The organism is Pontibacillus marinus BH030004 = DSM 16465, assembly GCF_000425225.1.
Classification (GTDB): domain Bacteria; phylum Bacillota; class Bacilli; order Bacillales; family BH030062; genus Pontibacillus; species Pontibacillus marinus.
On sequence record NZ_AULJ01000008.1, the window covers coordinates 77180 to 89710 of the forward strand.

The following is a 12531-nucleotide window of genomic DNA, read 5'->3' on the forward strand; positions in this document are numbered from 1 at the left end:
TTGGCAGGCACCTCTAGTAAATCAAGGAGGATGTATGTACATGATTAAAGCGGATTACGTTTATATAAATGGAACCATTTTGACATTAGATGAAGAGGGGAGTAGAGCAGGATCGATTGCGACATGGAATGGTGAAATAACTGGGATATGGAATGAAAAAGAACCAGGTGATCCAGTTTCAAAAGAGGCTACTGTCGTTGATTTAGAAGGGAAGACCATGATCCCGGGGTTTGTAGATACTCACAACCACCTCTATTTATATTCACAAACGCGGGAGCAGATTGATTGTGCGACACCCCCGAATAAGACCATACAAGATATTTTGGATCGAGTGAAAAAACAAACGAAAGAGGTTCCTGAAGGCGAATGGCTGATTGGATGGGGGTATGACGATACGCTATTAAAAGATAAACGTCATATTACCCGCGATGAACTAGATGAGGTGTCCCCTGACAAGCCAGTTATGATCCGCCACATTTCTGGGCATTTGGCTGTCGTTAATTCTAAAGCGATCGAGGCAGCTGAAGTGAGTGAAGATGTAAAGGATCCTTCAGGGGGTCATTATGGTCGAGATGAGGAAGGTCGATTGAATGGTGTGTTATATGAATTCCCAGCAATGGAGCCTTTTTTTAATAGCTTACCAGAAAAAACAGTAGATGAGCTCGCTGAGAAAATTCAATACGCAGCTGAAGATTATTTAAGTGTTGGCATTACGACGAATACGGATGCTGGTGTGGGACTTGATCAAGGAATGAAAGAGTTTGATACCCATGTCAGAGCATTACAAAGTGGAAAGAATCCTTTGCGAATGCGATTTATGATTCTTCACCATTTACTGCGTGATGGAGGACCATTCGATGGCATGGATGCTAAGGAGTTGGACCGCTATATTCAAAAGGAAACGGATGGTCGCGCTTCATTAGATAGTGCGAAATTTTTTCAGGATGGCTCGATTCAAGGACTGACAGGTGCTTTACGAGAGCCCTATTATCAACATCCAGAAGTAACTGGAGAATTGGTGTTTGATCAAGAATTGTTTAATGAGATGATCTCAGAAATGCATGAACGAGGGTTTCGTATTGCGACTCATGGTAATGGAGATGCAGCAATAGGCTCCATTATTGAAGCCTACACTAGTGCATTGGATCGTCAGCCTAGAGATGATCATCGTCATAGAATCGAGCATCTTCAAACAGCCAAGCCATCTGATTTAGATACCATGAAAGAGTATGATATAGCAGCTTCCTTTTTCATCAATCATGTGTACTATTGGGGAGACCGACACCGAGATATCTTTTTAGGACCAGATCGTGCTAGCAGAATGAATCCACTTAGAGATGCGGTAGATAAGGACTTACTATATACACTTCATTCGGATAACCCTATAACAGCTATTTCTCCATTGTTTTCTGTCTGGGCTGCGGTAAACCGTGTAACGAGAAGTGAACAAGTTCTCGGAGAAGAGCAAAAAATATCGGTTGAAGAAGCATTGAAATCAATGACCATTTACGGAGCGGCTTTGAATTTTGAAGAAAATCTGACGGGATCCATCGAAATGGGAAAGCGAGCTGATTTAGTCGTGCTTGACCAGGATCCAACAGCTATTGACCCGATGGAGATTAAAGATATTTCTGTCTTGAAGACGATTATTGGAGGGGAGAGATTCTATTAGTGCCTGACCCCCACCGCGGTGATACTTTAACGTGGTGGGGGTCAGGCACTTGTTTTCTGATATGATAGATGTGGAAAACAAATATATAGATTGTGGAAAAGGAGGACTCGAACATGTCACAGCAAGTCAATTTCTATGAAGAAGTAATGAAACGGAAAGAGGAACTCCTAGATGATTTAACACAGTTATTGAAAATAGAAAGTACAAAAGATTTGGAGAGAGCGAGCCCAGGGCGGCCAATGGGAGATAAGATTGGTGAGGCATTTGATTGGATGCTAAATCTTGCAGAACAGAATGGTTTTGAAACGGATCAACTTGATGGATATGCAGGTTGGGCTGACCTTGGTGAAGGAGACGAACCCATTGTTGCGCTTGGTCACCTTGATGTTGTGCCAGCTTCAGGTGAATGGAGCCACCCTCCTTTTGAACCTGTCATAAAAGAAGGGAAGTTATACGCACGAGGAGCTATTGATGATAAAGGACCAACCCTGGCAGCTTTTTATGCCATGAAGATTATTAAAGAACTAGAATTACCTTTACAGCATAAGCTCCGCCTGATTTTTGGTACAGATGAAGAAAGTGGCATGCGTGGTATGAAGAAATACGTGGAAGAGAAAGGACAACCTTCTTATGGCTTTTCCCCAGATGCGATCTTTCCGATTATTTATGCTGAAAAAGGACAGATCAATCCCACCCTTACAAAATCTATTCCTTCGACTGATGGTGGGGATTGTACATTAAAAACGTTTCATGGTGGGGAACGGATCAATATGGTTCCCGATGAATGTGTAGCTACTGTTGAGTTTCATGATCCATTGAAGATAGAGGAGGCTATACAAGAATTTGAGGATTTTTGTCACAAAGAAAACTTGTCGGGATATACCAAGCATAAAGAGATAGGAATCGAGTTTCATCTGAATGGGACTTCTGTTCATGGGATGGAACCTTATAATGGGGTGAATGCTGCCCTCCAATTAGCACATTTCTTATCCCGTTATACGTTTGATGAGCAGGGAAGTCAATTCATTCTATTTGTTCATGACAGAATGTATCAAGATTTCTATGGAAAACGATTAGATATAGATGTGGAGCATGAGGAAATGGGGCCACTTACTGTGAATGCAGGTGTGTTTCGTTATGAATTAGGGGGAAAAGCAGAAATCCACTTAAATATTCGCTGTCCGATAAATACCGATTATGATCATACAATCGATATGGTCGAAAGGGCAGGTAAGACCTATGATTTTGCGATTAGTGAGATTAGACAAAAAGAACCTCACTATGTGGATCGTAATCATCCAACCATTCAGGTGATGAAACAAGCATATGAAGAAGAAACCGGTGAGGAAGCAACTTTATTAACAACAGGTGGTGCCACATACGCTCGTTTCCTTAAAAACGGAGTTGCGTTTGGTGCGCTTTTCCCTGGAAAAACCATGACAGCCCATCAAATTGATGAATATATTGATATTGATGATCTGTTGAAAGCCACAGCCATTTATGCACGGGCACTGTATGAATTAGGGAATTTATCTGACTTAGAAGGTTAAGATTCGGGTGGTGCCTGTCACGCCCCGGATTTTGTCGAATAATCTTATAAGTGCCTGACCCTCACTGCGGTGATGCTATAGAGCGGTGGGGGTCAGGCACTTATTATTTTGCATTTGTACCTCGTCCAATGTTGTATGATTCGTTTTGTTTATCATATTTTAGGTCAATGATTTGTTGGAAATTTTGTTATAATTTTACTTAAATCTATTGATATGGAGAGGGGGGATAGATTTGAGTATAACTTCAGAACTAAATGTTCTTTACGAACGATGGAAAAATGGAAAACATTTTATACCCGGTGGAGTTGTTGATGAGAATAAGTTTCAGAGTAGTTCTATTAAAGTATTAATGCTTTTAAAAGAAGTAAACGATACAAATGGTGATGAATGGACTCTTCCCGAGCATTTGAATAATCAGATACACCATCAGAAGTTCCGGCCTATATGGAGGAATGTTGGAATGTGGGTGTACGGAGCACAATTCAATTTTCCCCCCTATCAGAATGCTAAGAAGCATGTTGGGGATGGGATCCGTTATGTAGCCACAACCAACCTTAAAAAGTCAGGTGGAAGTGGTTCAAGTAATATGGATGAAATCTGGGAGCATGCGAGAGATAATCAAATGCTTTGGAGGGAAGAGATCAAGATTATTAATCCAGACATCGTAGTGTGTGGAGGGACTTTTTCCGTAGTAAAAGACATACTTGGTTTAGAAAGTGAATGGACATCGTCGGGGGCACAAATTGGCCATGCTTTAGATACCATATTTATAGATTTTTATCACCCAGCCTATCGGGTTAGTCCTAGGCTGTTATATCCGTACTTCAAAGAAACGGTACAGTCTTTATTTTAGAGAAGCTTGTTTATTGTTAGACAAATAAAGGGGGAGGATGGTCGTGTTCCTAAATATTTTCAAAAGTAAAAAGCAAGATAAGAACAAAACAGATAAAAGCAATGGAAAACAAGTGGAGAAGAAAACTCAACATTCCCAAAAGGTTGCTGATCGAAAAGGTGAACTGGGTGAGTACAAAATTGATATCCAATTAGATCAACTTCCGGATGAATATAGATACCTTAGTGATTTATTAATAGAGAACCCACAATCTAAGTCTGGTTATTCACAGGTTGACCATGTCATCCTAACTCCTTATGGAATCATTGTGATTGAAACGAAAAACTATCAAGGAACCATTTATGGTGGGAAGAAAAGAAAGACTTGGTCAGTTAATGGAAAGTTTAAAATGATGAATCCTTTTATACAGAACTACGGTCATATAGAAGCTATTAAACATATAATTGAACCACGTTTTCATGATCATTTTATTTCCATGGTTTCCTTTACTAAACGTTGCACCTTTAAAGTAGAAACTGACTTAAGAGACATTAAATCCTCGGAGATACTAGTGTACGATGTAGAATTGACTGAGTTTATTAAACGGAAAGTACATGTTCAAAAATTGATACATAAGGAACCGCTATTGAGTGAGCAAGATATTACTTCTTTAAACACTATCTTAAAGAAGGCTCATATCTCAGATCCTGCCGTGTTGAATAAACACAAAGAAGCCTTGAAGAGTGTGGTGAAGAAAAAAACGTCTGGGTCCGCAAAGTGTATAGTATGTGATAAACCTGTTTCAGATAAGGTGAAGAGCTATTGTATGTCGAATAAGAAGTTTGATGGGAAGGTTTATTGTTTTGAACACCAGAAAGAGATGAAGTAAACAAAAAGGGGGCCAGTTCTCTAGTCTATGAAATAAAAACAAGAGAACTGTCCCCTAGATATTAATAAGGTAATTGAATCAAAAAGCTTGGACCTTCTCCTTTTTTACTAGAGACATCGATTTGGCCACCATGATTTTTAATGAGGTTATAAGTAACCATCAATCCTAGCCCTGTCCCAGTTTCCTTAGTTGTAAAAAAAGAAATTCCTAATTGATTTAAATGTTCTTGAGACATCCCAGATCCATTATCATTGATCAATATTAAAACTGTGTGATCCTTTTGTTTAATATCTACAATGATTTCTCCATGGTTTGGTGTTGCTTCAATTGCATTTTTGATAATATTTATGATCGCTTGCTTTATTTGTACTTCATCACATTTTATATGTATAGGCTGATCATTAAAATTGCTATGGATAGAGATCTGTTTATTTTGAGCAGAGGGCTCTAGCAGAAACACGACGGACTGTATTAAAGCAACGATGTTTTGTTGTTGAACTTGGTGGGTTTGAGGTTTGGAGCAGTGTAAATAATCATTTGCCATCTTTTCTATTCGTTCTATTTCACTTCTCATGATCCCTACGTATTCTTTGCCTTTATTTGTTGTTTCTGTTTCTAGCAAACTCATAAAACCTTTTAAAGTTGTGAGCGGGTTACGGATTTCATGAATAACACTAGTGGATAATTCTCCTATGAAGGGAATTTTATCAGATTCTGTTGTTTCCTTTTTATCTCTCAAGTGCTTATGGCTATCCAAGTTTTGTTCTATCAACAAAGAACTTCCCCCCTATGATCATTAGTGTGTTTCAGTTAATCCCTTTATAAAAGTCTCACATATGAATCCCTTCCTCAAAAGCTATAAATCATCAAATCTCGCCATTTTATTAAAAATTTCCATTGTTTTCTTCATTTTTCTCCATTTTTCATTGGGGAGTATCGAGATATTGAACTGCATAAAAATGAGGATAGTTCTTCTGTTTGTTAGATGAAAAATTGAATCATACACTATTTTGGCTAAATGCCTCTTCATCATCTGTTTATAAGGAAGTCAATTTACTATAATGGACGTATAAGATTTATTGCTATGAAAATAAAACGTTAAAAGGAAGTATTCCAATGAAAGAGTTCCCTTATGATAAGCATCGAATTGGAATGGTAATTAAAAGTTTAAGACAGGAAAGAGGAATGACACAGAAAGAACTTTGTCATGATATTTGTACGCAATCCAACTATGTAAGAATTGAAAAAGGTGATACAGAGCCAACATTGAATATTCTTTATTTACTCGTTAGTCGTTTGGGGATAAAGTTTGAAACTTTTCTAAAGATGACTAGAAGCGAAAGTATTGAATATGCCGAGGATACTATAGATGAAATTGTAAGGTTAATTAGGCTTCAAAGACACCAAGAAGCCTATGAGCTTATAAAAAAAGGGAAAAATAACCCTGCCATAAAAAACACTCCAGAGTACTTACAAGTTCTTATGTGGCATGAAAGCACCTGTTTAGTACGGGTGAACCAATCTCCGGAAGAAGGCATTGCTCTAGCAAAAGAGGCATTGTCACTTAGTCCAAGCCCATACCACTACACAGAAACCGAAATTAATATCTTAAATAGTATTGCTTGTTTTTATCATGACATAGGGCAGGTAGAAGAAGCTAATCAATATTTTCATCAGGCTGAGGATGCTTATGAGAGGTTAACCAGACCAAAGGACGAAAAGGTTTTGATTAGAATCCTGATAAACTGGGCGGCGAATAACCAAATTGTTGACCCCAAAACGTCTTTGAAAAAATACAAACAAGGAATTGAGATTTGTATAAAGAATAATCAAATGTACTGCCTTGGCCAATTATATATGGGTGCAGGTGACCTATACACCCTATCAAAAGAAAAGGATTTGGCACTTGATTATAATAAAAAAGCACTTCATGTTTTTGAAATACAAAATAACCCCAAATTTGATTACATGATGAAAGCGATCCAAGAACAAATTGATTTACTTAATAAAGGAATATTCTCTGAACAAATGAACCCTAATGAAGAAAGAAAAAGAAAGTTTGCTAATAAAGAAAGAAAATGACGTGTGCGGGTCAGGCACTTTGTGTTTTTTCAACAAAAATTATTCGACAAAAACCGGGTGGTGCCAGGCACTACAAAGAGGCACTACAAAGAATTACAATGAATCCTATGCTTTGTTTAAATGCTATGATATAATAAAAATTAACTAATTGTTGTTCGGAATAATAGACCTAAGAAGTTGATACATCTTAAAGAAATTGTTAGAGCAAGAATGGTAATACTTGTGCAAAATGCACATGGAGGAATTTAAATGAGTAACGGTACAGTAAAATGGTTTAACGCAGACAAAGGTTTCGGATTTATTGAAGTAGAAGGTGGAGACGACGTATTTGTTCACTTCTCTGCAATTAATGAAGAAGGCTTCAAAACATTAGAAGAAGGTCAAGCTGTTTCTTTTGAAATCGAGCAAGGTAATCGCGGACCACAAGCAGCTAATGTTGAGAAACAATAAATCATCCAAAAAAGCTCTTCCCTATATAGGGAAGAGCTTTTTTTGTCCAAATTGGTGCCTGATCCCCACTCCATTAAAGCATTAACGTGGTGGGGGTCAGGCACTTTTATAGGCACTTTTATATTCGGCAAAAACCGAGTGGTGCCAGGCACTACAATTATTAATTTCTGTGAAGCATTATCAATTTAATGTTTTAAATTGTCGCAATATAATGTATAATCTGACAATAAATTATTTGAAGGAGTGATATCATTGAGAACTTTAGAAAAAATCAGTAGTTTTGTAGGGAGCACATTTGCAATTTGGGTATTACTATTTGCGGCCTTATCTTTTATTTTTCCTTCCGGGTTTACTTGGATTGTTCCGTACATTGTTCCTTTATTAGGAATCATTATGTTTGGTATGGGTCTGACGCTATCGGCTAATGACTTTAAAGAAGTCTTACGTCGTCCAAAAGAGGTGGCTGTTGGTGTTGGGGCTCAGTTTATTATTATGCCTTTTCTTGCCTTTGCACTAGTCACAATCCTACCTGTTTCACCAGAAGTCGCAGTTGGTGTTATTTTGGTCGGGTGCTGTCCTGGAGGAACTTCCTCAAATGTTATGACGTATTTATCAAAAGGAGATACAGCCTTATCTGTTGCGATTACCGCTGTATCAACTGTCTTAGCACCAATTATGACTCCATTACTTATGCTACTTTTTGCTAGTGAATGGTTACCTGTATCAGCAGGAGCGCTTTTTTTATCCATTGTTAAAATTGTTCTAGTACCTATTATTTTAGGTCTTTTAGTTAAATACTTCTTAGGGGAAAAAATCGAAGCTGGTATTAAAGCATTGCCTCTTGTTTCAGTAATTGCTATTGTGGCAATTGTAGCGGCTGTTGTAGGTGTAAACCAAGAAAACATCGCTGAAACCGGTGCACTTATATTTGCTATTATTGTTTTACATAACGGGCTTGGCTACTTATTAGGCCTAGGCTTAGGGAAATTATTTAAAATGGACCAAACGAAAAGTAGAGCTGTTTCAATTGAGGTAGGGATGCAAAATTCCGGACTCGGTGCTTCCTTAGCAGCGGTTCACTTTAGCCCGTTAGCCGCCGTGCCAAGTGCCATTTTTAGTGTATGGCATAATATTTCAGGCCCAATTATTGCCACGATCTTTCGAAAGCAGCAAGAAAAAGACGAAATCAAAGATACAGATAAGAATGAAGAAGTTTCAGCTTAGTGCCTGATCCTCACCGCAAACATGGGGACGGTTCTTCTGTTTGTGAATTAAGATACAAACAGAAGAACCGTCCCTTAGTTACGTTAAACAAAATAATTGTTTAGGATGTGAAAACCCGTGAATAAAATTGAAATATTAATGAGATTAGCGGATATAGGTAAAGAAGAACATAAAATATTTCAAGAAGCTGAAGATATAGGAATTGATTTATCAACAATTTTCGACCGTTTAAACACCTATTCATTATTTCGAGACATTTTAGGAATAACAGGTGATCCCATTCTTGAAACTGTACTTGATTATGAGAGTGATAAAATTACAAGGGAAGAATTGAAAAACTTTTTATTGAAAGTTGAAGAATGAGTAAACCGGGGACGGTTCTTTCGTTTGTTTATAGCCACACAAACAGAAGAACCGTCCCTATGTTTGCTTCCTTCGTCAAAAAGCGACAATTTTCTGTTCGGGTCTTTTGATATGATGAAAAAGAACTACAAAAAGAGGGGGGAGTTGTTGGTTGAAAAGTTTTTGGATATTATCAGGAATTATGATCGTCTTTATCACCATTTTTACAGAGCAACATATTGTTGCAGAAACTAGTGATGAATTCATAAAGACCACCAAACGAACAATGATATACGATGAAATAGCGGGTGAGCGGATAAAAGTAGGAAGTTTAGAGAAGGGTCAAACGATTAAAGTTGAGGGGGAAAGTGGTAACTATTATCAAATTCGCTTTTCACATGGTTTGGGACAGGTACTTAAACGTGATACAGTCATTGTGGAGAATTCAGGTTTTACTGGTAAGCTTTTAGAAGAAAAACATGATCAGAATCAAATGATTATAACAAGAGATCATGTAACGGTATATGATAACGTTTCGGGTACATTAGTGCCATTTGCGAAGATAAATCCTAATATGCGTTATGCTGTCGTCAGGAGTTATGGAGAGAACTGGTGGGAGATCACAATAGGTGGCCGTATCGGTTATATCTATAAACCTGCAACTGAAATGGATACAGGGGTTCCGGTATTAATGTACCATCATATTTTAAAAGATAACGAGAACAAAAATTATAGAGACATCTCGACTACTATTTCATTAGATTTCTTCAATGAAAATATGAAATATCTTGCTGATCATGAATATAAAGTTATAACGCTTCAAGAACTAGAAGGGTATTTATTAAGAAAAGAAAACCTTACAGGAAAAGTTGTGGCGATTACGTTTGATGATGGATTAAAAACGAACTATTTATATGCTTATCCAATATTAAAAAAGTATGGATTTAAGGTAGCTGAGTTTACGATTACGAACCGAACTAGAAAAGATCCTACACCTTTTAACCCAGAAACGCTTCAATTTATTAGTATTACTGAAATAGATGAGATGAATGAATCCCAGATATTTAGTTTTCAAGCTCATTCACATGGACTACATAGCCGTGACGTAAACTATAGCCCTTTAATGATTATGAAATCTTATCAAGAAATCATGCATGATCTGCAAACTAATCAAGAAATGTTAACTCCATATGGAGAAGTGAATTACTTTGCATATCCATTTGGCCAATATGATGAAGAAGCATTGCAAGCATTAAAAGATAGTGGATTTCGTATGGCATTTACAACAAAACCAGGAAAGGTACAAATAGGGGATTCATTACTAGAACTCAAGCGCCAAGGTATTGGACCAGAGCATGATTTACAAGATTTTGATAGGAAGATAAGTAATTAGGAAGAAACATGGGGAAGAAACATGGGGACGGTTCTTCTATTTGTGAAAAAAGATACAAACAGAAGAACCGTCCCTTTGATATGCTTGGTCTCTAATTACAAATTTTCTCTATGACTTAGGTAACAGAGGTTCGAATCTGATTTTTACGATTTTGAAGGTCGGTTAGATATATATCTAATATCTGACTAATCTCAATAGTATGTGCGTGGTTAAGCCCTTTTTTTAGTCCCACGTTGATCATTCTCTGTCTCAACATACTAATTATAAATTTAGTTTCCTCAATCGAAAGGCATTTACATGATGTAAACATATAGGCAATTCTCCTTGGTGATGTAATAGGTAATATATACTAAAAACAAGATAAATTTTAACAAATAATAAGTTGAAAAGGTACATATTTTTTAAGTTACTGTGTGTCAATTTAGTGAACAAAAAAACATAGAAAAACATAGAAACGGTTCGTATGTTTGTGAAATAAGAGAGAAAGGCTAGAACTGTCCAAACCAAATATTCTCTTTCATTATATAACAGCAACTTGAATGATCATTTTTATACGAGAGAATTACATATTTGACTATATTCCTCCACCATAGAATTTAAAAAGCCTCGTTCGCACTTCACAAGATAAAATTGTTTCCTCAGGAGGAGGATCCGAATGCCTTGGGAAATGACTTGTATTGGATTGAAGTTCTCGATGGATACCAGGTTCACCTAAAAGTATTTGGGATATTCCCCCATAAGAAAAGTCTTCTTTTTTCTGAACAGAAAGGCAGGGATCGATACTATGCCAAGGCAACCCAGGAAAAAGAGTAGAAGTGGCATTTACCATGTTATTGTACGAGGAGCGAATCGTTTTTCATAGGGATGAAGACCGGTTACGGTTCCTGGATACACTGAAACGATACAAGCTTGAAAATGAGATTCAGGTACTGGCTTGGTGTCTGATGGATAACCATGTGCACCTTTTGCTTAAGGAGAAAGACAAAAGCATCTCGGCACTGATGAAGAGGCTCGGCATTAGTTATGCTTCTTATTACAACTGGACATATAGGACAAACGGGCATCTGTTTCAGGACCGTTTCAAAAGCGAAGTGGTTGAATCGGACAGCTACCTTGCGACGGTCGTACGCTATATCCATATGAACCCTGTAAAAGCGATGAGTGTCTGAGTGCTTGGGGAGATTGGCGGGTGAGTTTGACAGATGAGGAGGCAAGAGGCGCTATTATGGAGGTCCTTGGCAATTTAGAGATTCCTCAGGTGAAGTCACTTTCTGGGAGGGAGCGAAATGTGGTGTTGAAAAGAGTGAAGGAAATTAAAGGATGATCTTCATCTCCTGAAATGAAGATTTTGGGTATAGTGTTTTTAAAAGGAGATATACGCTTGTAAATTTTATGAGCATCACGAACAATAAAAGACCACTGAAGGTATGTGCTTTAATGTAATAATGGTTTTGCGTTTTCTTCCACATGAATCCCTTCCTTTAAAAATTGTTTAAAGGCTTCATCACCTCAAAATAATTTTCATGTGACTTTATAACTATATATTACAATATTCTCAAAAAAATACAACAATTCAAAATAAAGCTATCTCCTTAGGATAAAGTCCAAGAATTCTTCAATCAAAAGGAGTTCTTGAAATTCATTTGAATAATTCTAATGAATCAGGAATTAAGGTCTATTATTTTGGGTTAATTTGTTATACTATTATTCCCTTCACAACATCTAAAATGTAAAATGGAGATAGGAGGTGAAATTTATGGTCTACGTGTTAGCAGTCCTTTTTCCCCCAGCAGCTATTATGGTAGTAGGGGAACCCAAGAAAGCCTTATTAAATCTAGTTTTATGGTTATTTTTCATTATCCCTGCCATTATCCATGCATTTTTTGTAATAGACGATTCTCGGGAAGAAGAGTATCTTAAGAAGCATGAAGAAAATCTAACCTAAATTTGTATATCACTTTAAATATAAGAGGACAACTATTCTATGTATCATGATGAACCCTACATATCCTTTAGGGGACTTTTGGATCATTTTGTGTTTAATATCAGGTTGTTTTCATTCATTATATAATAATAAGTTCTCTGATTATATTGCCT

The 12531-nt window shown here is 37.1% G+C and carries 13 protein-coding genes; 11 read left to right on the forward strand and 2 right to left on the reverse strand.

Features of this window, described 5'->3' with window-relative positions; genetic code table 11:
* Positions 1-40: 40 nt before the first annotated feature.
* The 4 genes from H514_RS0101560 to H514_RS0101575 all read left to right on the forward strand — a co-directional run bounded on the left by H514_RS0101560 (position 41) and on the right by H514_RS0101575 (position 4943).
* Positions 41-1672 (forward strand): amidohydrolase, encoded by a 1632-nt coding sequence (locus H514_RS0101560; RefSeq protein WP_027445364.1) that lies wholly within the window; start codon positions 41-43, stop codon positions 1670-1672.
* Positions 1673-1785: 113 nt separating this feature from the next.
* Positions 1786-3222 (forward strand): dipeptidase PepV, encoded by a 1437-nt coding sequence (gene pepV / locus H514_RS0101565; RefSeq protein WP_036841707.1) that lies wholly within the window; start codon positions 1786-1788, stop codon positions 3220-3222.
* Between the two features lie 232 nt (positions 3223-3454).
* Positions 3455-4075 carry a hypothetical protein gene (locus tag H514_RS0101570; RefSeq protein WP_027445366.1) on the forward strand — a complete coding sequence of 207 codons (621 nt, stop codon included), beginning with the start codon at positions 3455-3457 and terminating at the stop codon, positions 4073-4075.
* Positions 4076-4112: 37 nt separating this feature from the next.
* Complete coding sequence (locus H514_RS0101575) at positions 4113-4943, forward strand: nuclease-related domain-containing protein (protein WP_027445367.1); 831 nt, start codon at positions 4113-4115, stop codon at positions 4941-4943.
* A 61-nt stretch (positions 4944-5004) separates the two neighbouring features.
* Here H514_RS0101575 and H514_RS22245 read toward each other — a convergent pair whose 3' ends face one another.
* On the reverse strand, positions 5005-5718 hold the full coding sequence (locus H514_RS22245; protein ID WP_051254976.1) for an ATP-binding protein: 714 nt from the start codon (positions 5716-5718) through the stop codon (positions 5005-5007).
* A 341-nt stretch (positions 5719-6059) separates the two neighbouring features.
* On the opposite strand from H514_RS22245, the gene H514_RS0101585 reads away from it, so the two are divergent.
* The 5 genes from H514_RS0101585 to H514_RS22250 all read left to right on the forward strand — a co-directional run bounded on the left by H514_RS0101585 (position 6060) and on the right by H514_RS22250 (position 10434).
* Positions 6060-7025, forward strand: coding sequence for a helix-turn-helix domain-containing protein (locus tag H514_RS0101585; protein ID WP_027445368.1), 966 nt, complete (start codon positions 6060-6062; stop codon positions 7023-7025).
* Positions 7026-7274: 249 nt separating this feature from the next.
* Positions 7275-7475 carry a cold-shock protein gene (locus tag H514_RS0101590; protein WP_027445369.1) on the forward strand — a complete coding sequence of 67 codons (201 nt, stop codon included), beginning with the start codon at positions 7275-7277 and terminating at the stop codon, positions 7473-7475.
* A gap of 252 nt (positions 7476-7727) precedes the next feature.
* Complete coding sequence (locus H514_RS0101595; protein ID WP_027445370.1) at positions 7728-8699, forward strand: bile acid:sodium symporter family protein; 972 nt, start codon at positions 7728-7730, stop codon at positions 8697-8699.
* A 117-nt stretch (positions 8700-8816) separates the two neighbouring features.
* Entirely contained in the window at positions 8817-9062 is a 246-nt protein-coding gene (locus H514_RS0101600) for a hypothetical protein (protein ID WP_027445371.1), read from the forward strand.
* A 151-nt stretch (positions 9063-9213) separates the two neighbouring features.
* Positions 9214-10434 carry a polysaccharide deacetylase family protein gene (locus H514_RS22250; protein ID WP_051254977.1) on the forward strand — a complete coding sequence of 407 codons (1221 nt, stop codon included), beginning with the start codon at positions 9214-9216 and terminating at the stop codon, positions 10432-10434.
* A gap of 115 nt (positions 10435-10549) precedes the next feature.
* On the opposite strand, the gene H514_RS25405 is transcribed toward H514_RS22250, so the two are convergent.
* Complete coding sequence (locus H514_RS25405; protein WP_027445372.1) at positions 10550-10744, reverse strand: aspartyl-phosphate phosphatase Spo0E family protein; 195 nt, start codon at positions 10742-10744, stop codon at positions 10550-10552.
* Between the two features lie 517 nt (positions 10745-11261).
* Here H514_RS25405 and H514_RS25135 point away from each other — a divergent pair.
* Complete coding sequence (locus H514_RS25135; protein ID WP_051254978.1) at positions 11262-11603, forward strand: transposase; 342 nt, start codon at positions 11262-11264, stop codon at positions 11601-11603.
* A gap of 587 nt (positions 11604-12190) precedes the next feature.
* Positions 12191-12379: a YqaE/Pmp3 family membrane protein gene (locus H514_RS0101625; RefSeq protein WP_027445373.1), complete on the forward strand. Its 189-nt coding sequence runs from the start codon at positions 12191-12193 to the stop codon at positions 12377-12379.
* Positions 12380-12531: the final 152 nt, after the last annotated feature.

Coding starts and splice junctions, on each gene's coding strand:
- H514_RS0101590 (WP_027445369.1), top strand. CDS start 7,275: ATGAGTAACGGTACAGTAAAATGGTTTAACGCAGACAAAGGTTTCGGA.
- pepV (WP_036841707.1), top strand. CDS start 1,786: ATGTCACAGCAAGTCAATTTCTATGAAGAAGTAATGAAACGGAAAGAG.
- H514_RS0101585 (WP_027445368.1), top strand. CDS start 6,060: ATGAAAGAGTTCCCTTATGATAAGCATCGAATTGGAATGGTAATTAAA.
- H514_RS25405 (WP_027445372.1), bottom strand. CDS start 10,744: ATGTTTACATCATGTAAATGCCTTTCGATTGAGGAAACTAAATTTATA.
- H514_RS0101575 (WP_027445367.1), top strand. CDS start 4,113: ATGGTCGTGTTCCTAAATATTTTCAAAAGTAAAAAGCAAGATAAGAAC.
- H514_RS25135 (WP_051254978.1), top strand. CDS start 11,262: ATGTTATTGTACGAGGAGCGAATCGTTTTTCATAGGGATGAAGACCGG.
- H514_RS0101560 (WP_027445364.1), top strand. CDS start 41: ATGATTAAAGCGGATTACGTTTATATAAATGGAACCATTTTGACATTA.
- H514_RS0101625 (WP_027445373.1), top strand. CDS start 12,191: ATGGTCTACGTGTTAGCAGTCCTTTTTCCCCCAGCAGCTATTATGGTA.